The sequence below is a fragment of the Rhodococcus sp. NPDC055024 genome, from assembly GCF_053608585.1.
Genome location: NZ_JBSGVT010000020.1, coordinates 59,934 through 81,368 on the forward strand (window position 1 = coordinate 59,934; position 21,435 = coordinate 81,368).

20 protein-coding genes are annotated in these 21,435 nt (G+C 62.9%); 12 read left to right on the top strand and 8 right to left on the bottom strand.

Going from position 1 to position 21,435, the window contains the following annotated elements; translation table 11 throughout:
- Positions 1 to 144: 144 nt before the first annotated feature.
- On the top strand, positions 145 to 3,921 hold the full coding sequence (locus ACWF6P_RS28890) for a multifunctional oxoglutarate decarboxylase/oxoglutarate dehydrogenase thiamine pyrophosphate-binding subunit/dihydrolipoyllysine-residue succinyltransferase subunit (RefSeq protein WP_452623333.1): 3,777 nt from the start codon (positions 145 to 147) through the stop codon (positions 3,919 to 3,921).
- Positions 3,922 to 4,019: 98 nt separating this feature from the next.
- On the opposite strand, the gene ACWF6P_RS28895 is transcribed toward ACWF6P_RS28890, so the two are convergent.
- The gene (locus ACWF6P_RS28895; RefSeq protein ID WP_452623334.1) at positions 4,020 to 4,649 is read right to left on the bottom strand and encodes a TetR/AcrR family transcriptional regulator; all 630 of its coding nucleotides are present in this window, start codon (positions 4,647 to 4,649) and stop codon (positions 4,020 to 4,022) included.
- A 71-nt stretch (positions 4,650 to 4,720) separates the two neighbouring features.
- Here ACWF6P_RS28895 and ACWF6P_RS28900 point away from each other — a divergent pair, with 71 nt between their 5' ends.
- The 3 genes from ACWF6P_RS28900 to ACWF6P_RS28910 are packed head-to-tail and all read left to right on the top strand — an operon-like array spanning position 4,721 to position 8,091.
- Positions 4,721 to 6,295, top strand: a complete 1,575-nt coding sequence (locus ACWF6P_RS28900) for a flavin-containing monooxygenase (RefSeq protein WP_378549592.1) — start codon at positions 4,721 to 4,723, stop codon at positions 6,293 to 6,295.
- Positions 6,292 to 7,122 (top strand): SDR family NAD(P)-dependent oxidoreductase, encoded by an 831-nt coding sequence (locus ACWF6P_RS28905; protein WP_452623335.1) that lies wholly within the window; start codon positions 6,292 to 6,294, stop codon positions 7,120 to 7,122. The genes ACWF6P_RS28900 and ACWF6P_RS28905 overlap by 4 nt, the downstream gene beginning before the upstream one ends.
- 27 nt (positions 7,123 to 7,149) lie before the next feature.
- Positions 7,150 to 8,091, top strand: a complete 942-nt coding sequence (locus ACWF6P_RS28910; protein WP_452623336.1) for an alpha/beta hydrolase fold domain-containing protein — start codon at positions 7,150 to 7,152, stop codon at positions 8,089 to 8,091.
- Positions 8,092 to 8,169: 78 nt separating this feature from the next.
- Here ACWF6P_RS28910 and ACWF6P_RS28915 read toward each other — a convergent pair whose 3' ends face one another.
- Complete coding sequence (locus tag ACWF6P_RS28915; protein ID WP_452623337.1) at positions 8,170 to 9,051, bottom strand: ABC transporter substrate-binding protein; 882 nt, start codon at positions 9,049 to 9,051, stop codon at positions 8,170 to 8,172.
- Between the two features lie 206 nt (positions 9,052 to 9,257).
- Between ACWF6P_RS28915 and ACWF6P_RS28920 the strand changes: the two genes are divergently transcribed.
- The 4 genes from ACWF6P_RS28920 to ACWF6P_RS28935 are packed head-to-tail and all read left to right on the top strand — an operon-like array spanning position 9,258 to position 12,720.
- On the top strand, positions 9,258 to 10,196 hold the full coding sequence (locus ACWF6P_RS28920; protein ID WP_317555195.1) for an ABC transporter substrate-binding protein: 939 nt from the start codon (positions 9,258 to 9,260) through the stop codon (positions 10,194 to 10,196).
- A gap of 4 nt (positions 10,197 to 10,200) precedes the next feature.
- Positions 10,201 to 11,346, top strand: coding sequence for an ABC transporter ATP-binding protein (locus tag ACWF6P_RS28925; RefSeq protein WP_378549602.1), 1,146 nt, complete (start codon positions 10,201 to 10,203; stop codon positions 11,344 to 11,346).
- 4 nt (positions 11,347 to 11,350) lie between these two features.
- Complete coding sequence (locus tag ACWF6P_RS28930; protein WP_378449059.1) at positions 11,351 to 12,034, top strand: ABC transporter permease; 684 nt, start codon at positions 11,351 to 11,353, stop codon at positions 12,032 to 12,034.
- Complete coding sequence (locus ACWF6P_RS28935; RefSeq protein ID WP_452623338.1) at positions 12,031 to 12,720, top strand: ABC transporter permease; 690 nt, start codon at positions 12,031 to 12,033, stop codon at positions 12,718 to 12,720. Before ACWF6P_RS28930 ends, ACWF6P_RS28935 begins: the two co-directional genes overlap by 4 nt.
- A gap of 72 nt (positions 12,721 to 12,792) precedes the next feature.
- Here ACWF6P_RS28935 and ACWF6P_RS28940 read toward each other — a convergent pair whose 3' ends face one another.
- The 4 genes from ACWF6P_RS28940 to ACWF6P_RS28955 form a co-directional block, all read right to left on the bottom strand.
- Positions 12,793 to 13,986: an NAD(P)-dependent malic enzyme gene (locus ACWF6P_RS28940; RefSeq protein ID WP_230817414.1), complete on the bottom strand. Its 1,194-nt coding sequence runs from the start codon at positions 13,984 to 13,986 to the stop codon at positions 12,793 to 12,795.
- 449 nt (positions 13,987 to 14,435) lie between these two features.
- Positions 14,436 to 14,813, bottom strand: coding sequence for a hypothetical protein (locus ACWF6P_RS28945; protein ID WP_378539192.1), 378 nt, complete (start codon positions 14,811 to 14,813; stop codon positions 14,436 to 14,438).
- A 3-nt stretch (positions 14,814 to 14,816) separates the two neighbouring features.
- The gene (locus ACWF6P_RS28950) at positions 14,817 to 15,431 is read right to left on the bottom strand and encodes a MarC family protein (RefSeq protein WP_452623349.1); all 615 of its coding nucleotides are present in this window, start codon (positions 15,429 to 15,431) and stop codon (positions 14,817 to 14,819) included.
- Positions 15,428 to 16,282, bottom strand: a complete 855-nt coding sequence (locus ACWF6P_RS28955) for a PHP domain-containing protein (RefSeq protein ID WP_378549608.1) — start codon at positions 16,280 to 16,282, stop codon at positions 15,428 to 15,430. The genes ACWF6P_RS28950 and ACWF6P_RS28955 overlap by 4 nt, the downstream gene beginning before the upstream one ends.
- Before the next feature lie 169 nt (positions 16,283 to 16,451).
- Here ACWF6P_RS28955 and ACWF6P_RS28960 point away from each other — a divergent pair, with 169 nt between their 5' ends.
- Together ACWF6P_RS28960 and ACWF6P_RS28965 are read left to right on the top strand one after the other, a co-directional pair.
- Positions 16,452 to 17,522, top strand: coding sequence for a magnesium and cobalt transport protein CorA (locus ACWF6P_RS28960; RefSeq protein WP_003945070.1), 1,071 nt, complete (start codon positions 16,452 to 16,454; stop codon positions 17,520 to 17,522).
- Between the two features lie 134 nt (positions 17,523 to 17,656).
- Positions 17,657 to 18,103: an SRPBCC family protein gene (locus tag ACWF6P_RS28965; protein ID WP_378632657.1), complete on the top strand. Its 447-nt coding sequence runs from the start codon at positions 17,657 to 17,659 to the stop codon at positions 18,101 to 18,103.
- A 25-nt stretch (positions 18,104 to 18,128) separates the two neighbouring features.
- Here ACWF6P_RS28965 and ACWF6P_RS28970 read toward each other — a convergent pair whose 3' ends face one another.
- Positions 18,129 to 18,713: a suppressor of fused domain protein gene (locus ACWF6P_RS28970; protein ID WP_219466400.1), complete on the bottom strand. Its 585-nt coding sequence runs from the start codon at positions 18,711 to 18,713 to the stop codon at positions 18,129 to 18,131.
- 71 nt (positions 18,714 to 18,784) lie between these two features.
- Here ACWF6P_RS28970 and ACWF6P_RS28975 point away from each other — a divergent pair, with 71 nt between their 5' ends.
- On the top strand, positions 18,785 to 19,483 hold the full coding sequence (locus ACWF6P_RS28975) for a metallophosphoesterase family protein (protein WP_452623339.1): 699 nt from the start codon (positions 18,785 to 18,787) through the stop codon (positions 19,481 to 19,483).
- The gene (locus tag ACWF6P_RS28980) at positions 19,473 to 20,336 is read left to right on the top strand and encodes a hypothetical protein (protein ID WP_003945080.1); all 864 of its coding nucleotides are present in this window, start codon (positions 19,473 to 19,475) and stop codon (positions 20,334 to 20,336) included. Before ACWF6P_RS28975 ends, ACWF6P_RS28980 begins: the two co-directional genes overlap by 11 nt.
- Here ACWF6P_RS28980 and ACWF6P_RS28985 read toward each other — a convergent pair.
- Complete coding sequence (locus tag ACWF6P_RS28985) at positions 20,329 to 21,432, bottom strand: winged helix DNA-binding domain-containing protein (protein ID WP_452623340.1); 1,104 nt, start codon at positions 21,430 to 21,432, stop codon at positions 20,329 to 20,331. The genes ACWF6P_RS28980 and ACWF6P_RS28985 overlap by 8 nt on opposite strands.
- Positions 21,433 to 21,435 lie beyond the last annotated feature (3 nt).

Below are 21,435 nucleotides of genomic sequence, written 5' to 3' on the forward strand. Positions count from 1 at the left end.
AGTGCGCGATCGCAAGATCACGGACTTCCGTGAGACAGCTCACAAATTGTGTGCCGCACAATTGCTCGTCACACGCTCGGGCTAATCTCACATATATAGGCGCTCTGATCGGGTACCGAAATAGAAACGAGGCGAACACCTGCCGTGAGCAGCAGTTCTACATCCCAATTCGGACAGAACCAGTGGCTGGTTGACGAGATGTACCAACGCTTCCAGGACGATCCGTCGTCCGTGGATCCGAGTTGGCACGAATTCTTGACCGATTACTCGCCGGACTCGGCGAACACGGGAGGTGGAAACGGGACTGCCTCGAACGGCAACGCGGCTGCACCCGCCGCTGTTGTAGCTCCGCCTGCTGCTCCCAAGGCCACGCCTCCCGCCCCCAAGACCGCACCTCCTGCGCCGCCCGCCAAGGCCGCCGCACCGGCCCCCGCGAAGACGGCAGCGCCCGCCGCCAAGGCCGCCCCTTCCCAGCCTGCAGCAGCCAAGCCTGCAGCAGCCAAGCCCGCGGCCGCTCCCGCGAAGCCCGCTCCCGCCGGCGGAGCCGAGGAAACCAAGGTTCTCCGCGGCGCCGCAGCAGCGGTCGTCAAGAACATGTCGCTCTCGCTCGAGATTCCGACAGCAACCAGCGTGCGTGCCATCCCCGCGAAGCTGATGTTCGACAATCGCATCGTCATCAACAACCACCTCGCACGTACTCGTGGCGGCAAGATCTCGTTCACCCACCTCCTGGGTTACGCGATCATCCAGGCAGTCAACGCGTTCCCCAACATGAACCGGCACTTCGCCGAAATCGACGGCAAGCCGAACGCGGTCACGCCCGAGCACACCAATCTCGGACTCGCGATCGACCTTCCCGGCAAGGACGGCAACCGCTCACTGGTAGTTGCCGCCATCCGGAACACCGAGTCGATGAACTTCGTCCAGTTCCACGCGGCATACGAGGACATCGTCCGCCGTGCCCGCGAAGGCAAGCTCACCGGCGAAGACTTCACCGGCGTCACCATCTCGCTGACCAACCCGGGCGGCATCGGCACGGTTCACTCCGTTCCCCGCCTGATGAAGGGTCAGGGCGCCATCATCGGCGCCGGCGCGATGGAATACCCCGCCGAGTTCCAGGGCGCCAGCGACGAGAAGCTGGCCGAGATGGGCGTCGGCAAGCTGATGACCCTCACCTCGACCTACGATCACCGCATCATCCAGGGTGCCGAGTCGGGCGATTTCCTGCGCACGATCCACAACCTGCTGATCAGCGACGAGTTCTACGACGAGATCTTCCACGCGCTCGGCAACCCGTACGAGCCGGTGCGTTGGCGCAAGGACGTGCCGGAAGGCGCCGTCGACAAGAACACCCGTGTTCTCGAACTGATCGCCGCATACCGTGACCGCGGCCACCTCATGGCCGACACGGACCCGTTGCAGTTCGTCAAGGACAAGTTCCACAGCCACCCCGACCTCGACGTCATCAGCCACGGCCTGACGCTGTGGGATCTCGACCGCGAGTTCAAGGTCGGCGGTTTCCACGGCCAAGAGAAGATGAAGCTGCGCGACGTGTTGAGCGTGCTGCGCGACGCGTACTGCCGCCACGTCGGTGTCGAGTACACGCACATCCTCGAAACGGATCAACGTCAGTGGATCCAGGACCGCGTCGAGGGCCATCACGCCAAGCCGTCGGTCGCTCAGCAGAAGTACATCCTGAGCAAGCTCAACGCCGCCGAGGCCTTCGAGACGTTCCTGCAGACCAAGTACGTCGGCCAGAAGCGCTTCTCGCTCGAGGGCGCCGAAGCCGTCATCCCGATGATGGACGCCGTGATCGACCAGGCCGCCGAGCACCAGCTCGACGAGGTCGTCATCGGTATGCCGCACCGTGGCCGACTCAACGTGCTGGCCAACATCGTCGGCAAGCCGTACTCCAAGATCTTCACGGAGTTCGAGGGCAACATGAACCCGGCAGCCGCTCACGGCTCCGGTGACGTGAAGTACCACTTGGGTGCCAGCGGAACGTACATCCAGATGTTCGGTGACAACGACATCGCTGTCTCACTGACCGCAAACCCGTCGCACCTCGAGGCCGTCGACCCGGTTCTCGAAGGCCTGGTTCGCGCCAAGCAGGACATCCTCGACAAGGGCGAAGAAGGCTTCACCGTCCTGCCGCTCATGCTGCACGGCGACGCTGCATTCGCCGGTCAGGGTGTTGTCGCCGAGACGCTGAACCTCTCGCTGCTGCGCGGTTACCGCACCGGCGGCACCGTGCACATCGTCGTGAACAACCAGGTCGGCTTCACCACCGCTCCGGAACATTCACGCTCGTCCGAGTACTGCACCGACGTCGCGAAGATGATCGCCGCACCGGTCTTCCACGTCAACGGCGACGACCCCGAGGCTTGCGTCTGGGTTGCTCAGCTGGCCGTCGACTTCCGTGAGAAGTTCGGCAAGGACGTCGTCATCGACCTCATCTGCTACCGCCGTCGCGGTCACAACGAGGGCGACGACCCGTCGATGACCCAGCCGGCCATGTACGACGTCATCGACACCAAGCGCAGCGTTCGTAAGAGCTACACCGAGTCCCTCATCGGTCGCGGTGACATCTCGCTCAAGGAAGCCGAAGACGCACTTCGCGACTACCAGGGCCAGCTCGAACGGGTCTTCAACGAGGTCCGTGAACTCGAGAAGTTCCAGCCCGAACCGTCCGAGTCCGTCGAACTCGACCAGACTCCGCCAGCCCGCCTCACAACGGCTGTCGCTCCCGAGGTTCTCGAGCGCATCGGCGACGCGTTCGTCAACGTCCCCGAGGGCTTCACCGTGCACCCGCGCGTCAAGCCGGTTGCCGAGAAGCGTCGCGAGATGGCTCGTGACGGACACGTCGACTGGGCGTTCGCCGAGTTGCTCGCGTTCGGCTCGTTGGCCGAGCAGGGTGCTTTGATCCGCCTCGCGGGTCAGGACTCCAAGCGAGGAACGTTCACGCAGCGCCACTCGGTTCTCATCGACCGCAAGACCGGCAACGAGTACAGCCCGATCGCCAAGATCGCGGCAGACGCCGAAAACGGCGGCAAGTTCATGGTCTACGACTCCGCACTCACCGAGTACGCAGGCCTGGGCTTCGAGTACGGCTACTCGGTCGGCAACCCCGACGCCCTCGTCCTGTGGGAAGCGCAGTTCGGTGACTTCGTCAACGGCGCGCAGACCATCATCGACGAGTTCATCTCTTCGGGCGAGGCCAAGTGGGGTCAGCTCTCGGACGTCGTGCTGCTCCTGCCGCACGGTCACGAGGGTCAGGGTCCGGACCACACCTCCGGCCGTATCGAGCGTTTCCTTCAGCTGTGTGCAGAAGGCTCGATGACCGTTGCGGTTCCGTCGACTCCGGCCAGCTACTTCCACCTGCTGCGTCGCCATCACCTCGACGGCATCCGCCGTCCGTTGGTGGTCTTCACGCCCAAGTCGATGTTGCGTAACAAGGCTGCAGTCAGCAATGTCGAGGACTTCACGACGGGCAAGTTCCGTTCGGTCTTCGAGGAGCCTGCATTCGAGAGCGGCGAAAGCGCCCGCGAATCGGTCAAGCGGGTTCTGCTGGTCAGCGGCAAGCTGTACTGGGAACTCCTGGCGAAGAAGCACAAGGACGAGCGCGACGACATCGCCATCGTGCGTATGGAGCAGCTGTACCCCGTTCCGAAGCGTCGCCTCAAGGAGACCCTGGACCGTTACCCGAATGCGGATCAGTTCCGTTGGGTCCAGGAGGAGCCCGCGAACCAGGGTGCGTGGCCGTTCCTCGGACTCGCTCTGCCGGACCTTCTGCCGGAGACCTTGACCGGTATCAAGCGCATCTCGCGTCGTCCGATGTCCGCTCCCTCCTCGGGATCGAGCAAGGTGCACGCGGTGGAGCAGCAGGAGATCTTGGACGAGGCGTTCCTGCCGACCAACTGAACGGTGGCATTCCTGCCGACCAACTGATCTCAGTAATTTGACCACGGCCGGGCCCCACATTCCGCAAGGAGTGTGGGGCCCGGCCTTTTGCAGACATGTCAATTCGATTGCAGCAGACCCAGATCCGGCCCGGCGTCGAAGCCGACGGCAGCCAGTGCCAACGCAGGCAACGACTGAACGGTCAGGTCGATCAGTTCCTCGCGGGTGATGGCGGGCGCGCGGAGCCAACTGATGGTGGCTTCCTCGACAAACGCGATCCAACCGCGAACAGCCAACTCCACCTGAGGCGTTCGAGTCAGGCCGATCTTCGGGAGCTGATCGAGGGTCCTCTTCGCCATGATGTCGCGGGTCTGCTCGAACACCTCGCGCATCTGCGGATCCCCGCTGGCGGTCCCGCGGAGCAGTGAGACGTAGGTATTGCGGTTCTCGGTCACGTAGTCGACATACGACGCCAGCACCGAGCGGAGGGTGAGCATCGGATCGTCCGATTCGCTCGGCTCGGTGCGCTGAAGCATCTGCTCACTGCTGTGTCGGACGATGGCCAGATGGAACTCGCTTTTCGACGCGAAGTAGTGGAACAGGAGCCCACGAGATACTCCCGCTTGATCGGCGATGTCCTCGACGGAAATCTGTTCGAGCGGCCGTTCGGCCAGCATGCGTGCGCCGAGGTCGATCAGTTGAGCTCGGCGTTGCACAGGGTCGAGTCGCGTTCGCTTTACTGCGTCCATGCCCAATAGACTACTGAATATTCGTCAATAAGCTATTGACCGTGACTCAATAAAGGCATATCGTTCCCTACATGAGTCTTCCAGTTACAGATACCTCAGCACCTGCCGCGGATACTCGCCACGTCGGCACACTGATCATCGGCAGTGGTTTCGCCGGTCTCGGTGCGGCGATCAAACTGGCACAGGCCGGCATCACCGACTATGTCGTTCTCGAGCGCGGCAACGACGTCGGCGGAACCTGGCGTGACAACAGCTACCCGGGCGCCGCGTGTGACGTGCCGTCGCATTTGTACTCGTACTCTTTTGCACTCAACCCGGAGTGGACACGCTCCTTCTCCACTCAGCCCGAGATCTACAAGTACATCCAGTCGGTGGCCAACCGCCACAAGGTGCTCGACAAGCACATCTTCGGCTGCGACGTACTCTCCGCCCGTTGGGACGAGGCGTCTGCTCGGTGGCATGTCAGCACCAACAAGGGCGAATTTGTCGCAAAGATCGTGGTCTCGGCCGTCGGCGCACTGTGTGAGCCTTCACTTCCGGACATCAAGGGCATCGACGGCTTCAAGGGCGAGATCTTCCACTCCTCGCGTTGGAACCATGACGCCGATCTGACCGGCAAGCGCGTCGCCGTCATCGGAACCGGCGCCTCCGCCATCCAGATCGTGCCCGCCATCGGCAAGAAGGTCGCACATCTCGACGTGTACCAGCGCACCGCGCCGTGGATCCTGCCCCGCGCAGACCGCGAGTACACCAAGATCGAGCACCTCGCGTTCAAGTACCTCCCCGGCTTCCAGAAGCTGTGCCGTACCGGCATCTACTGGATGCGCGAGACGCAGGTCGTCGGCCTGGCCAAGGCACCGGTGTTCATGAAGCCGCTGCAGTTCGCCGCCGAGCGTCATCTGAAAGCTCAGATCAAGGACAAGGACCTCCGTAAGAAGGTCATGCCCAACTTCCAGATCGGCTGCAAGCGCATGCTGATCTCGAACAACTACTTCCCCACCCTCGCCCAGGACAATGTCGATCTGGTGACCGAAGGCATCGAGGAGGTCACCGCCAACGGGATCGTCTCGAAGACCGGCACCACGCGTGAGATCGATGCAATCGTCGTGGCGACCGGTTTCCACGTCACCGACTCCCCCACCTTCGCGGGAATCTTCGGCAAGGACGGGCGTTCGCTCGCCGAGGTCTTCGAAGAGACCGGCATGCAGGGATACAAGGGCGCGGCAGTGGCCAACTTCCCCAACATGTTCTTCCTCGTCGGACCCAACACCGGCCTCGGACATTCGTCGATGGTCTTCATGATCGAGTCGCAGATCAACTACTTGGTCGACGCGATCGCCACCATCGACAAGTACGACATCGGCACCATCGAGGTGCGCAAGGACAAGCAGGACAAGTACAACAAGGACCTGCAGGCAGCTATGTCCAAGAGCGTGTGGAACAACGGCGGTTGCGCCAGCTGGTACATGGACAAGCACGGAAACAACACCACCCTGTGGCCGGGCTTCACCTTCCAGTTCCGCAATGCCACCAAGCATTTCGACCTCGCGGCATACCGCAGCGTCGCCACGTCGGATCTCGGCGCCGTCGGCACCGCGACCACTTCACAGATCGACCTCGACGACGAGAAGGCAGTAGCACAATGAGTGATTTTGCAGGCAAGGTCGTAGTCATCACCGGAGCGGGATCGGGCATCGGTCGCGCACTCGCACTGAACCTGGCCGGCCAGGGTGCCAAGTTGGCAATCTCCGACGTGGACACCGTGGGTCTGGCCGAGACGAAGCGTCTGGTGGAGGCCATCGGCGCCGACGTGAAGTCGGACCATCTCGACGTCACCCAGCGCGAAGCGGTTCTCGAGTACGCAGACGCGGTTGTCGCCCATTTCGGCAAGGTCAACCAGATCTACAACAACGCCGGAATCGCGTACCACGGCACCTTCGAGAAGTCCGAGTTCAAAGACTTCGAGCGCGTCATGGACGTCGACTTCTGGGGAGTTGTCAACGGCACCAAGGCATTCCTCCCCCACGTCATCGCCTCCGGCGACGGGCACATCGTCAACGTGTCGAGCCTCTTCGGTCTGCTGTCGATGCCGGGTCAGAGCGCCTACAACTCGGCTAAATTCGCCGTTCGCGGCTTCACCGAGTCGCTTCGCCAGGAAATGCTGATCGCCAAGCACCCCGTGAAGGTGACCTGTGTGCACCCGGGCGGAATCAAGACGGCCATCGCGCGCAACGCCACCGCAGGCCCGGGCGAAGATCTTGCGGTCTTCTCCGAGTTCTTCGACCGCAAGCTCGCGCGTACTACTCCGGAGGACGCCGCCAAGACGATCGTCAACGGCGTTCGCAAGAGCAAGCCGCGCGTTCTCATCGGCATGGACGCAATAGCACTCGACGCCTGGGTTCGCCTCGTAGGATCGGGCTACCAGCGCATCGTTTCGATTGTCGCCGGCCGAATGATGCCCAAGTCCAGCTGAGATTTTTCAGAGTCAGGAGCCCTGCCGGTGAGCACGTTCACCCTTCCGCTGCCCGTGGTCGCATTCTTGTTGAAGCCGTACTTCCGTCTGGCTTTCAACTCGCGACTGCCGTACCGGATTCAGCGTCTGTTGCTCGAGGCCGGGGCACCGCTACAGCAGGTTCCAGCGGGCGCCGTCGTGCGCCCGCTGGAGCTCGCCTGCCGACCGACGGAGAAGATCACCGTCGGCGCAACCGAGCGCCCCACCGCAGTTCTGTACCTGCACGGCGGGGCGTACACACTGGGTTCGCTGGCAACCCACCGTTCTCTCGCAGCGCATCTCGCGCGTGAATCGTCCAGTGCGGTCTTCACCTTGGACTACCGTCTCGCACCGGAGAACCCGTATCCCGCCGCGCTCGACGACGCGGTCTCCGCCTTCATGCAGTTGGTGACCGAGTTCGACTATTCCGAAGACCGCGTTGCCATCGCGGGCGATTCGGCCGGTGGCGGTTTGGCCGCCGCGACCGCTCTGCGTCTGATCGAACGTCACGGTGTGACCCCGGGTGCGCTTGCACTGATCTCACCGTGGGTCGATCCCGGCGATCGGGGTGCCACCAAGAAGGCCGACCTGGTGGTCAACACGGCCTGGTCCTTCGATGCCGCCGACGCTTACCTTGCCGGCGGCGATCGCACAGATCCGGGCTACGCACCGATGCACGGCAAGCTCGACGGGTTGCCGCCCACCAGGATTCACGTCGGTTCCGAAGAAGTTCTCTATCCGCAGATCATGACGTTCACCGACAAGCTCTCCGCTGCCGGCGTCGATGTGTCCCTGGTCGAGTACGCAAGACTGTGGCACGTGGCCCACGCGCAGGCGTCACTGGTCAAGGAAGCAGCAGACGCCGTCACCGATCTGGGCCGCTTCATCGCATCGAAACTGATTCGTGCCAAGGATGATTCGAGTTCAGCGGTGGGATCGAACAGTCACTGACGGGTCCCACTCCGTTGCTGTTACTGACGGGTGCCCCACTCCGTCCATGTCACTGACGGGTGTCCCACTCCGTCCATGTCACTGACGGGTGTCCCACCAGGTGCGGGCGACGTCCGAGGCTGATGCCTTGCCGGTCCGCACCTGATCGATCATCGCAGCGAGGTCGGTGGTGGACAGTTCACCGGCCACGACGCTGAGCGCCTTGATCGCCGAGTCTCCGAGTGCGCCCGTCCGAAAGAGCGGAACGACATTCTGTGCGGCCAGAACGTGATTCGAATCAGCGAGCACCGTGACGGCATCGGACTGCGCCAGCGCTGACAGCGTCGTGGTTCCGAATACTTGCGCACCGCGCACGTCCGCCGGTGTTGCCTGATCGATGCCGGCGAAGACACACTCGGCGCCCTCCGCCAACTGCTCCACCGCCCCGTCCTCGACGAATCTCGCAGAGACGAGCGGCGTCGCCGCGGCGCACGAAGGGGCAAAGGCTTCGATTGTCTTCGCTCCCAACGACTGTGCGTATGCGGTGTCGAGCGCAACGACCGCGCGGTCTTCGGCCATCGCGTAGTCGGAGACCGAAAGACCCTCAGGCAGAGAGCGACTCAAGGCTTCGAAGACGTCGTCCGCCTTGCGAGCCGGGGCGGACGGGTCGTAATGATCGAGTAGCGCGCCGGTGAACTCGGGCACCAACGTGACCCGCGCAGCGTCCAGAGCCTCGAGGGATTGGTTCCTGCCCCCTCCCAGCGATTCGACGCGAGCCGACAGGCCGGAGGAGGAGAGCACTGTCGAATACACCTCGGCCAACACCGAACTCTCCACCGATGCGTCAGCGGCCACCACGATCTGGTCACGAGACTCCGCTTCGGCACCCTCTACCACCGAATCACCGTTTGCGCATCCGCTGAGAATCGGCAGGACCATCAGTGCTGCAACAACAGTCGAATACTTCGTGCGCGTGCTCATCACCGAAATCCTCACATCCAATCCCATGGATCGAAAACCGTGCCATGTCGGTACCTATCGTTACACTTGTCGGGCGATGCGCGGTAACCAGTCCTGACGCAGCCACTCGGTGGCGGCGCCGTCGAAGCCACTCGGGTGGCTTCGCCACAAGGGGGTGGTTTCCGACGCCCGAAACACGGGACGCCCGAAAAACCGGAAGGACGCTCATGCGCACCTCACGATTTCGTTCCAACCGTTGGCTCGTAGCCGCGGCAACTGTCGTCTCTCTCACTGCGCTCACAGCGTGCGGTAGCAGCGACGGTGACTCCAACAGCGATCCCAACTCGGTCGTCGTCGGCTCCGCCAACTTCACCGAATCCGAGACGATCGCCAATATCTACGCCGAAGCACTGCGTGTCAACGGGTTCGATGTGTCCACGTCGTTCAACGTCGGCAGCCGTGAGGCGTACATTCCGGCGCTCAAGGACGGGTCTATCAGCGTCATTCCGGATTACACGGGAAACCTCCTGCAGTACTTGGATCCCGACAGCACAGCCACCAGCTCCGCTGACGTCCTCGCTGCCCTTCCCGCAGCTCTCGGGTCGGAATTGGCGATTGCGACACCCGCGTCCGCCGAGGACAAGGACGCCGTCGTCGTCACCAAGGAAACCGCGGACAAGTGGAACCTGAAGACGATCGCCGATCTGGCTCCGCATTCCGCCGAGGTCAAGTTCGGTGCTCCGGCCGAGTTCCAGGAACGTCCAGCCGGATTGCCCGGTTTGAAGTCCAACTACGGCCTCGACATCTCGGCTGCCAACTTCGTCCCGATCGCCGACGGCGGTGGACCGGCAACCGTGAAGGCTCTCTCGTCCGGTGACATCACCGCGGCAAACATCTTCACGACGTCGGCCTCCATCCCGGAAAACAACTTCGTGGTTCTCGAAGACCCGAAGAACAATTTCCCGGCTCAGAACGTGGTGCCGGTGCTGCGTGCCTCGAAGTCTTCCGACAAGTTGAAGACGGTCCTCGATGCGGTGTCCGCCAAGCTCACCACCGAAGAATTGTTGGCACTCAACGTCCAGGTGTCCGGTGACACCAAGACGGAGCCGGCAGCGGCGGCCAAGGCGTGGGTGACGGCGCAGGGCCTCGACAAGCCGGTCTCGTAGTCACGTGATCACCTTCGAGGGTGTCACCAAGCAGTATCCGGACGGCACCACCGCCGTCGACCGTCTCGATCTCACCATCGAGGCCGAGTCGTTCACGGTGTTCGTGGGGCCCTCCGGGTGCGGCAAGACGACGTCGATGCGCATGATCAACCGGATGATCGCACCGACGTCGGGCAAGATCTTCGTCGACGGTCGTGACATCGCCCAGACCGACGCGGTGAAACTGCGCCTCGGCATCGGGTACGTCATTCAGAATGCCGGCCTGCTTCCCCACCGCACCGTGATCGACAACGTCGCAACGGTTCCGGTGCTGCGCGGTGAGTCCCGCCGCGCCGCCCGTAAAGCCGCGTTGGGTGTGCTCGAACGAGTCGGACTGGACATTTCACTTGCCACTCGCTATCCCGGGCAACTCTCGGGTGGGCAGCAGCAACGTGTGGGAGTTGCCCGCGCTTTGGCAGCCGATCCGCCGATCCTGTTGATGGACGAGCCCTTCAGTGCCGTCGATCCTGTGGTGCGTGAGGATTTGCAGACCGAAATGCTCCGTCTGCAAAGCGAACTGAAGAAGACGATCGTCTTTGTCACCCACGACATCGACGAAGCAGTCAAACTCGGCGATCATATTGCCGTCTTCGGTCCCGGTGGGCGTCTTCAGCAGGTGGCGGCGCCTCGCGACGTGTTGGCCGCTCCGGCAACAGATTTTGTCGCCGGTTTCGTCGGACGCGATCGCGGCTATCGGGGATTGTCGTTCCGCGCTGCCGACGAGGTTCCTCTTCACCCGGTCCGTACGGCCGTCGAGAACGAATTGAAGGCTCTGCGTCTCGAATTGGGCGAATGGGTTCTCGTGGTCACGGACAGCGGAAGCCCCCAGGGATGGATCGACGTGACCGGCGTCGAGGGTCTTCGCTCGGGACGCACCCTTGCTCAGTCGACGTCGGCCGGTGGTTCGCTGTTCTCCCCCGGCGGTGATCTCCGTCAAGCACTCGACGCGGCAATCTCGTCGCCTTCCGGTATCGGCGTTGCGGTCGACGGCGAGGGTTCGGTCATCGGCGGGATCCTCGGTTCCGAAGTCGTTGCGAAATTGGCAGATCAGCGTCGACGCGAGGACGAGGAACGCAACCGAGTCGCCTTCACCGAGGGATTCGGGGCGTAGCGGCATGCGCTGGCTCATCGACAATTTCTCGACGGTTGTGGACTACTCGAAGACCCATCTGTATCTGGCGCTGCTGCCCTTGCTGATCGGTCTCCTGATTGCCGTGCCGGTAGGAACAGCGATCCGCAACGTCCGGTGGCTGCGCCGAATCACGTTGACCCTGGCGAGCATCGCGTTCACGATTCCGTCGCTCGCGCTGTTCGTGACAATCCCCCAGTTGTTCGGTCTCAAGACCCTTGATCCGCTCAACGTGGTGATCGCACTCAGCGTGTACGCGACGGCACTGCTCATCCGGGCTGTGCCCGAAGCACTCGACTCGGTGCCGGACAACGTCATCGACGCCTCCACCGCCGTCGGGTTCACGCCACTACGACGCGCCCTGACGGTCGAGTTGCCGTTGGCGCTGCCGGTGATGATCGCGAACATCAGAGTTATTGCCGTTACCAACATTTCGCTGGTTTCGGTCGGATCACTGATCGGAATCGGCGGTCTGGGAGTTCTGTTCAAACAGGGCTACGACCGTGACTACCCGGATCAGATCGTTGCCGGCATCATCGCGATCGTCGTGCTGGCACTGGCGCTCGATCTGATCCTGTATCTGATCGGCCGATTCCTGACCCCGTGGACCAGGACGTCGCGCTCGTCGAAGGTTCCGGCCGTCCTGTCAGCCGAGGGGGAACCCGTATGAGCATCTTCACCGGAGCCTGGGACTTCATCGTCGATCCCGGAAACTGGAGCGGCGACACCGGTATCGGCACCCGCATTCTCCAGCACCTGTGGTACAGCGTTCTGGCCGTGGCACTTTCGGCCGTGATCGCGGTACCGATCGGATTGATCATCGGGCATCTGCGCCGCGGTGAGATCGTGGTCGTCAGTCTGGTCAACGCACTGCGGTCACTGCCCACACTCGGCCTGCTGACCTTCCTCGTTCTGCTCATGGGACTCGGAGTCATGCCGCCGATTCTCGCGCTCGTGATCCTCGGTATTCCTCCGCTCCTCGCCGGCACGTACGCCGGAATCGCGAGCGTCGACCGTGGCGTCGTCGAGGCCGCGCGGGCGATGGGCATGACCGAGCTCCAGGTGCTCTTCCGAGTCGAGATTCCCAACGCGCTCCCGCTGATTCTCGGCGGCCTGCGCAACGCGACGCTGCAGGTGATAGCCACAGCGACCGTCGCCGCCTACGTCAACCTCGGTGGCCTCGGCCGCTACATCTTCGACGGTCTCGCGCTCTACAAGTACGACCGCGTGGTCGTCGGCGCAATCCTGGTCGCGGTTGTGGCTCTTGTCGTCGACGGTTTACTGGCACTGGTGGTCTGGGCTTCTGTTCCCGGTACCGGCAGGCTGCGTCGAACACCTGACCTCGCCCGTCTGTAGCTCGGATACCCACGAAAAAGCCCCGATCGGAACCTTGTGTGCGGGTTCCGATCGGGGCTTTCGTAGTCCCTCTTAGCTGGTCACGCCCTCAGCATGCGCTGCGGCCGCGACGGCTTCCGCTACTGCGGGTGCCACGCGAGGGTCGAGTGGGCTGGGGACGATTTTGTCCGCTGCCAACTCGTCGCCGACCACCGACAGGATTGCCTCGGCGGCAGCGAGCTTCATACCTTCGGTGATGCGACGGGCGCCGGCGTCGAGCGCGCCCTTGAAGACACCGGGGAAGGCGAGAACGTTGTTGATCTGGTTCGGGAAATCGCTACGGCCCGTCGCCACGATCGCCGCGTACTTCGACGCGGTTTCGGGGTGAATCTCCGGGTCCGGGTTGGAGAGTGCGAATACGATCGACTCGGGAGCCATCGAAGCGATGAGCTCCTCGGGGATCTTGCCCGCCGAGACACCGAGGAAGACATCGGCACCTTCGAGCGCCTCGATGGCACCACCGTGCAGGTCGCGCGGATTGGTGCGGGCCGCGAGTTCTGCCTTCACCTCGTTGAGGTCACTGCGCTCACCCGAGATGATGCCCTTCGAGTCCAGCACGATGACGTCGGCGATTCCCGCGGCGAGCAGGATGTTCGCGCAGGCAACACCAGCAGCACCGGCGCCGGAGATGACGACCTTGAGTGCGGTGATGTCGCGGCTCTGGACCTTCACTGCGCCCTTGAGCGCCGCGAGGACCACGATCGCGGTTCCGTGCTGATCGTCGTGCATGACAGGGCAGTCGAGAGCTTCGATGACGCGCTTCTCGATCTCGAAGCAACGCGGCGCCGAGATGTCCTCGAGGTTGACCGCGCCGAAGCTCGGACGCAGACGGATGAGCGTCTCGACGATCTCGTCGGGATCCTTGGTATCGAGAACCAGCGGAATGGAGTTCAGTCCGGCGAAGTTCTTGAACAGTGCCGACTTACCCTCCATGACGGGCAGCGAGGCGCGCGGGCCGATGTCGCCGAGCCCGAGAACCGCGGTGCCGTCACTGACCACGACGACGAGTCGGTTGGTCCAGGTGTATCGATCGGCAAGGGTTTCGTCGGCAGCGATGGCGCGGCTCACCTGAGCAACACCCGGCGTGTAGGCGATCGAGAGGGCGCGCTGCGTATCGAGCGGCGCGGTGGTCTCGACCGAGAGCTTGCCACCGACGTGAGCGGCAAAGATTTCTTCGTCGGTCAGCTCGACCTTGGGTACGTTGATGGCTTCAGTCACGAGGGACACGATGACACTCCTGATTAGTCCAGCCTCATTCGGGGCTGGGTTACTGGGAAGTAATCCTTCGGACCGGTGCAAAAATCACGTTCACAACGGTCAGAGATCATTTCTTCCGCGAACGACTACTGAGAAGAAGAGCATTCGGCGTGCGCGAGAAAGTGGGCCGCAATACATCCGAAGCGTCATGGTGTGGGGCGGGTGAGCCCTGGCGTATCCATGCAATCTAGGTTCCGGGAGAGATTCTGACGAAACCTGCACTTCGGGGCCGGGCTGTGGCGCCGCCTCGAAGTAACTCCAGTTTGCCACCAGAGTCGGATCACAATCAAATCCTCCAAGCGGTCGGATTCCTCACCACACTCGAAACCGAGCCGTCATCCCCGCCGTGTCATCCCCACCCAGTCATCCCCACCGTGTCATCCCCACCGTGTCATCCCCATCCAGTCATCCCCGCCGTGTCATCCCCACCACTGCGTCACCAACAACAGCCCCGCCACCACGAGCACGATCACCGATCCGGCAACCGCCGCGATACCCCGCCTGCGGTCACACCAGATCTGCGCAGCAAGAGCAACCACCGAGGCCGCAATGTGCGCGGTGATCGATGTCGTTCCCGGCCCCGGGAATCCGCGGTTTCCGCCAAGATATGCCGAGCCGATGATCACGAGCGTCAAGACCACGATCCCGGCCGCCACGGTGCCGCTCAGGGCACGTAGAGCGCGGACCAGCAGCCATTGACGATTGTCGGCGGGATACTCGTCTTCGTACTGATAGTCCTGATAATCCTGGTACTGGTATTCGTCCTCGTACCTGTCGTACCGGTCGTCGTATGTCATCTCTTACGCTCCCGCGACGAATCCGCGGACTGATTCCGCAATGAGTTGAACCGCAATAGCGGCGAGCAGAAGACCCGCGATGCGTGCCAGCAGGCTGATGCCGCCCTCGCCCAGTATCCGGATCAGTGCCGTCGAGAACCGCAGGACCACGAACAGCACGAGGTGAATGGACAAAATCGCCAGCGCGATCGCCAGGTACGACCCCGCTTCACCGTCGGCTTGGGCGACAAAGACGATGACGGCTGCAATCGCACCGGGACCGGCCATCATCGGCGTCCCCAGGGGAACGAGTGCGACGTTGACGTCGTCGGCTCCCTGCGGCCGGTTGGAGGCCTTGCCGGTCAGCAGTTCGAGTGCGATGAGCAACAGCAGCAGACCGCCTGCGCCCTGCAAAGCCGGTATGCCGATGTGGAGGTAGTTGAGAATCGCCTGACCGCCGATGGCAAAGACCGAGATGACCGCAAGCGAGACGGCCGGGGCCTGCCATGCCGCCCGGTTGCGATCTTCACGGCTCTTGCGGCCGACCAGTGACAAGAACACCGGAATGACTCCGGGTGGATCCATGATCACGAACAGCGTGATGAACACGGTGAGGTAGAGCGTGGTGTCGAGCATCAGCGCCCCAGTACCTCCACGCCGGTGGCGGCCGAGACGAGTTTGTCGAACTCGGCCTCGTCCGTGAGTTCGTCGCCGAGTCCGATCGTCTTGTTCTCACCGTGATAGTCCGAGGATCCGGTGACTGCCAGTCCGAGGTCGCCGGCCAGGCGCCTCAAGACGTCGCGATCGTCGCTGCGATGGTCCGGGTGATCGACTTCGAGACCCCCGAGACCCAATGCCGCCAGATCACGGATGTGGTCGAGTGCAAGCAGTCCGCCGCGCGACCGCGCCCGTCCGTGCGCAAGGACGGTCACTCCCCCGGCCGCTGCCACCAGTTCGACGGCGTACTCGAGCGGAGTGTCGTACTTGGGCACGTCGTATCGCCCGCGACTGGACAACAGGTCGGAGAAGGCTTCGCTGATGCTCGACACCACGCCGGCTCGCATCAGGGCCGCTGCGACGTGCGGGCGTCCGACGGACGGACCGGCGTCAGCCAAGATCTGATCGGGATCGACGGGCAGACCGTCGCGCGCCATCATGGTCGTCATCACCCGGATGCGTTCGACGCGTTCGGCGCGCAGTCGCTCACGTTCTTTTGCGAATTCGGGGTGCGTCGGATCGAACAGGTACGCAAGCAGATGTACAGCGACCGGCCAACCACGCTCACCTCGACCTTCACACGACATCTCCATTCCACGAACCAGGCTGACGCCGGCCGGCAAGGCCTGCGCCGCCTCGGCCCAGCCCGAAGTCGTGTCGTGATCGGTGATGGCGACGACGTCGAGTCCGGCGTCGGCTGCGGCGCGCATGAGGGCAGCCGGGGTGTCGGTGCCGTCCGATGCGTTGGAGTGGGTGTGAAGGTCTATTCGCACTGTTCCAGTGTGTCAGCAATCGGCAACTTCATCGCGCTCCGGTGGGCGAGCCGGAAGCTGACGTACGATTACGCCGCAGCGGCAGCGCAATTCGATCAGGTGTCGCTGTAGTGCCGTTCCCCTGCCGTTCCACTGCATTACAGACCGAGAAGGAGCGAGCGTGCCAACCATGCCGTCACTGCCGAATTGGTCGAACGGCAAATCGACGCAAGCTGATGCGCCCAAGATCCCCGTTCCTGCTGCACGCGCGATCGTCGACTGCGCGGTCTACGTGGACGGCGTGCGGTTGCCGGGCAAATACACGCACCGCGCTGCGTTGGCCGAGGTTCGTAGTCGCGACAACGCGTTCGTCTGGGTGGGAATGCATGCACCCGACGAAGGTCAGATGCAAGATGTCGCAGCAACTTTCGGACTGCACGAGCTGATGGTCGAGGACGCCGTTCATGCACACGAGCGTCCGAAACTCGAACGCTACGACGACGTCATGTTCCTGGTGCTGCGCACGGTCGTCTACGTTCCGCACGAGTCCGTGGCCACGGCGAGCGAGATCGTCGAAACCGGTGAGATCATGGTGTTCGTCGGTCCCGACTTCGTGGTGACCGTCCGCCACGGGGATCACTCCGAACTGGCGAGCGTGCGCAAGTCACTCGAGCAGAATCCCGAGCGCCTCACCATGGGCCCGTTCGCGGTGTTGCACGCGATTACCGACCACGTCGTCGACAGCTATCTCTCCGTCATTCAGCTGGTCGAACAGGACGTCGACAGCATGGAAGAGTTGGTATTCAACCCGCGAAACACCGTTGCGGTCGAGCACATCTACCTGCTCAAACGTGAAATCGTGGAACTACGACGCTCGGTCACTCCCCTCGGATTGCCACTGCTCCAACTCACCCAGCCCGCGGGCGGTCTCGTCCCGAAGGAGATCCGCCGGTACTTTCGTGACGTCCGCGATCACCACACGATCGTGTCCGAACGCATCTCGGAATACGACGAGGTGTTGAGCTCTCTGGTCGATGCCGCGCTGGCGAAGATCGCGGTGCAGCAGAACACCGACATGCGCAAGATCTCCGCGTGGGTCGCCATCGCCGCCGTGCCGACCGGCGTTGCCGGAATTTACGGAATGAACTTCGAGAACATGCCGGAACTCGGCTACAAATACGGCTATCAGTCCATCCTGTTTCTCATCGCTTCGGTATGCGTCGGCTTGTTCTTTCTCTTCCGTCGCAACAACTGGCTGTGAACAACTCCTTCTGACTCCCTGTACTTGCCACCGTCGCAGGCGGACAATGGATATGGGTACGCATTTTCATTCCGTTCCCGAAATCCATTTTGCGACAAGCAAATTCAGGCCCAAGGAGTAGTGGAGGAACAACCATGCCTACAGTCGAGCAATCCGTAGAGATCGCGTTGCCACCCAAAGACGTCTGGGAGTACCTGTCCGTCGCCGAGAATTGGCCCAACTGGGAAAACTCGATGGTCGAATGCAAACAGATCACCGACGGCCCGATGGGCGTGGGAAGCCGCTGGCACGGCGTCTCGCGAATTCTGGGCAAGCGTCTCGAGTGGACATCCGAATTCACCGAGTACGACGCACCGAGATCGTCGAAATCGACGTCCGTCGAAAGTCCGGTCAGCTTCTCGCAAACCACAACCTGCGAAGAAGTCGGTGACGGCACTCGGGTCACCTACCGACTCGACAGCGAAAGCGGACTCGGCGGTGTATTCGGCAAGATGGCCGACCCGATCGTCACGAAAGCATTTTCACGGACGGTTCGGGTAAGTCTCGAGAACTTGGCAGACATCCTCGTGCACGCCGAATGATCTGACGGACGAAGCGCCAGCGCAGCTAGAGCGAGGCGGCGGAACGGTGCGGATCGCGGATGTCGATCCCCGCCTCGGTCCACGCTTCCCGCAGCGCCTCTGCGCCGCGCAGACGCACCCAGGCGGCTTCGGTACCGGTGAGGGGGACCACGCCGAGGAAGCGCACCGGATCGAACGGCTCCGGCAGCGTCAGGTCTTCGATCCCGCTGTCACCGAGAAGCACCGCCGTGAACGCGGTGTCCTTCCAGAGCGGCTCGCCCAGGTCCAGCAGCGCGTCTTCGAGCAGCACGACGCCTTCGACGGAGGGTGCGGCAGCCAGCACAGCGAGAGTCCTGGCCACACCCGACGCGATACCCGTTCCTCCGCGCAGGGTGAGCACCAACTCGGCGCGGGGTCCGCGCGTGGGGTCTGCGACCAGTTCGTTGGGGTCGCCCATCGGATGACGCGAGCAACCGAGGGTGATGTAGCGGACCAGGCCGTCGGGTGATTCGAAACGCAGCACGTCCAGCGGTTCGACGCCCAGGAACGTCACCGAGGCAGCGGCGGGCTCCGGCCCCTCGATGCTGCTGACGAGATGGGCCCGGACGGAAGATACGACGCTGTCTGACACTCGTCCATCTAAACACCGCGCCCTCGAGGTTCGCAGCGCAGATACCTCGCGCTGGCGGTAGCGTCGTCGAAATGGTCTCCGTTCTTGCTGTCAGCGACGAGACCGTCGAATACCTGTGGAGCAGTCAGGTTCGTTCGCTCGGAGTCGACGTGATCCTCGGTGCGGGCGATCTGCCGTTTGCCTATCTGGAGTACCTGTCGGATCAACTGAACGCGCCTTGCGTGTTCGTTCCCGGGAACCACGACGTCGATCTGTCCGGATACTCGAACAAGAGATCGGGTTGGATGCGGGCGGGCATGCCCGCGCAGTGGCCAGGGCCCACCGGCGCGGTCAACGCCGACGGACGCATCGTGACCGTCGCCGGTCTGCGGATCGCGGGCCTCGGCGGTTCCATCCGATACAACACCGGCCCCAATCAGTGGTCCGAGCGCCAGCAGAGTCGACGCGCTCGCTCGCTCACCTGGCGAAACGCTTGGCAATCGAGACTTCCCGGCAGCCGGACGGGCGTGGATGTGCTGCTCACCCACAGCCCCGCCCGTGGCGTCGGCGACGCCGAGGATCGACCACATCGAGGGTTCGAATGCCTCACGCCGTTGATTCACAACCTCGATCCGACGGTCATGATCCACGGACACATCCATCCGCACGGGCGAACACCTCTCGATCTGGAGGTGGGCCGGACTATCGTGCTCAATACCGTCGGCTTCACGCTGATGGAAATTTCCCCAGGTACTCCGCCGACGATCGTGAGGCGCCGACATGGCTCGTGACACCGGTTTTCCCACAGCCGACGCGGAAAACGACTTTGCTCGTCAGCGTCGACGCGCCGACGTGGCACGTCTGGTCAGTTGGCTACGACGCGAACCGGACGACGTCAACGCGATCCTGCCGTTCGACGAGGTTGTCGCCGCTCTCGGCAAGGTCGGCGAGAAGTCTCTGGGTCTGCAGGTCGTCACCATCGAATCGATCGTCGGAAGTGTCGACCGCACAGGAGATTTCGACAGGTACTTCCGGCCGACTTCAACTCACTCTCGTGCGCGTTGGGAACGGCTTGCCGTGGCGCAACGACGCGGCGAATCGGTTCCACCTGTCCAGTTGTATCGCGTCGGCTCCATGCACTTCGTGATCGACGGACACCACCGAGTGTCCATTGCGTGTGCGATGCACCAGAAGACAATCGACGCGTACGTCACCGAAATCATCACGCGTATCTCACCGGAAGGCATCACTCAGCGCGCCGATCTGCTCATCAAGGACCATCGCCGCCTCTTCCTCACCCGCGTTCCGCTACAGGGCTCTCAACGCGAAGCCGTACAAGTCACGGACCCGTGGGAGTACGCCGAACTCAGTGAGTGCGTGGAGGCCTGGGGTTTTCGCCTCATGCAGGAGAAGGGTGAGTTTCTCGGCCGGGACACCGTCGCCCGCCGCTGGTTCGGTGAGGAGTTTCTCCCCGTCGTGCGAATGCTGCGGGGCGCCGACATGTTGCCCGAGCACACCGATGCCGAAGCATATCTGTGGATTGCACGCGAGCGGTACCGGTTGGTGCGGCGCCACATGTGGAACGACGAGATCGTGGCCGAACTACGCGATCGAGCACCGCGAAAGCACAAGCCTGCTACGTAGATACAGTGAAGTGAACCTCGCGGTTCGGGATCTTCGGGTGCATGAACTTCAGCAACGAACGCGCTTCTTTCTCGATGGACGCGCGGGCGGTCTTCGGTTGCTGCGCAAACAGAGTCGCGCTCAACTTGACCGTCTCCTTTGCCGGCGTCACCGTCGCAAATCCCACCACCTTCCCGCGCACCAGGATGGCGGGCTTGATGATGCCGTTCACGGTGAAGACGCGAGTTCGGTACTGCTCGTCCATGATTCGCGAGCGGTCGGCGTGCGAGAGCAAGATGTTGTCGAACGGTGCGAGTATGCGAACCGGGGGTGTTCCGGAGGTCGGTCGTGGCGCGTCCGGCAGGTCGAACACCTCGGCCCCATTCTCGTTGACAAAGGTGACCAAGCCGGGTCGTAGCCGCTCGAATACTTCGGCGAGTCTGGTCAGACCCGACCACGCCTGGGCGTCCTTCACGCTCGCGGGGCCGAACGCGGCCAGGTAACGCAGCACCAGTGTGTCGGGCACCGGAATGGAATCCACTTCTGCGCCCAGCCAATTCTCCAACGTCGTCAGCGCCGGTGCGCCGGATTGTCCCCACAACCCTCGCGGTGGAACCTGCACCATCGGCAACAGTCCGCGAACTCCGTGTGCCAACCCTTCTGGCGTGTGGCCGGGAAAACGCTCCGCCAGTAGAGGCCTCATCTGCATTTGGGTAAGCGGCCCGTCCGCTACCAGGTCCCTTCCCGCCTGCGCCAGAGCGTCGAGATCCAACCCGGTGAGCGCCGCACGCTGTGTGCTGTTGGTGTGGAGATCGCGTTCCATGATCGTCTGAACCGTCGCCCGGAAGGGGCCCGCATCCGCGGCAGAGAGGGCAAAGACCGTGCCCCGCATAGCAACCAGCCGCACCACCTGACGCTTCTCCACAAGGGTGGAGAGGTCTTCTGCCGCAAAGTTCTTCAGCCGCGCCCACAGTGCCAGATAGGGAGGCGTCGGCGCCTGTGCTTGCAGACCTGCCAGGCGCTCGATCGCATCCAAGGCGCTGACATCGGCGCGCCGCAGGAGGAGTTGCCTCGCCAGTGTCGCCAGGTTGAGCTCGCGATCGGTGATCAGTGTCATCGA

Coding starts and splice junctions, on each gene's coding strand:
- ACWF6P_RS28895 (WP_452623334.1), bottom strand. CDS start 4,649: ATGGACGCAGTAAAGCGAACGCGACTCGACCCTGTGCAACGCCGAGCT.
- ACWF6P_RS28900 (WP_378549592.1), top strand. CDS start 4,721: ATGAGTCTTCCAGTTACAGATACCTCAGCACCTGCCGCGGATACTCGC.
- ACWF6P_RS28905 (WP_452623335.1), top strand. CDS start 6,292: ATGAGTGATTTTGCAGGCAAGGTCGTAGTCATCACCGGAGCGGGATCG.
- ACWF6P_RS28915 (WP_452623337.1), bottom strand. CDS start 9,051: ATGAGCACGCGCACGAAGTATTCGACTGTTGTTGCAGCACTGATGGTC.
- ACWF6P_RS28920 (WP_317555195.1), top strand. CDS start 9,258: ATGCGCACCTCACGATTTCGTTCCAACCGTTGGCTCGTAGCCGCGGCA.
- ACWF6P_RS28930 (WP_378449059.1), top strand. CDS start 11,351: ATGCGCTGGCTCATCGACAATTTCTCGACGGTTGTGGACTACTCGAAG.
- ACWF6P_RS28935 (WP_452623338.1), top strand. CDS start 12,031: ATGAGCATCTTCACCGGAGCCTGGGACTTCATCGTCGATCCCGGAAAC.
- ACWF6P_RS28945 (WP_378539192.1), bottom strand. CDS start 14,813: ATGACATACGACGACCGGTACGACAGGTACGAGGACGAATACCAGTAC.
- ACWF6P_RS28960 (WP_003945070.1), top strand. CDS start 16,452: ATGCCGTCACTGCCGAATTGGTCGAACGGCAAATCGACGCAAGCTGAT.
- ACWF6P_RS28965 (WP_378632657.1), top strand. CDS start 17,657: ATGCCTACAGTCGAGCAATCCGTAGAGATCGCGTTGCCACCCAAAGAC.
- ACWF6P_RS28975 (WP_452623339.1), top strand. CDS start 18,785: ATGGTCTCCGTTCTTGCTGTCAGCGACGAGACCGTCGAATACCTGTGG.
- ACWF6P_RS28980 (WP_003945080.1), top strand. CDS start 19,473: ATGGCTCGTGACACCGGTTTTCCCACAGCCGACGCGGAAAACGACTTT.
- ACWF6P_RS28985 (WP_452623340.1), bottom strand. CDS start 21,432: ATGACACTGATCACCGATCGCGAGCTCAACCTGGCGACACTGGCGAGG.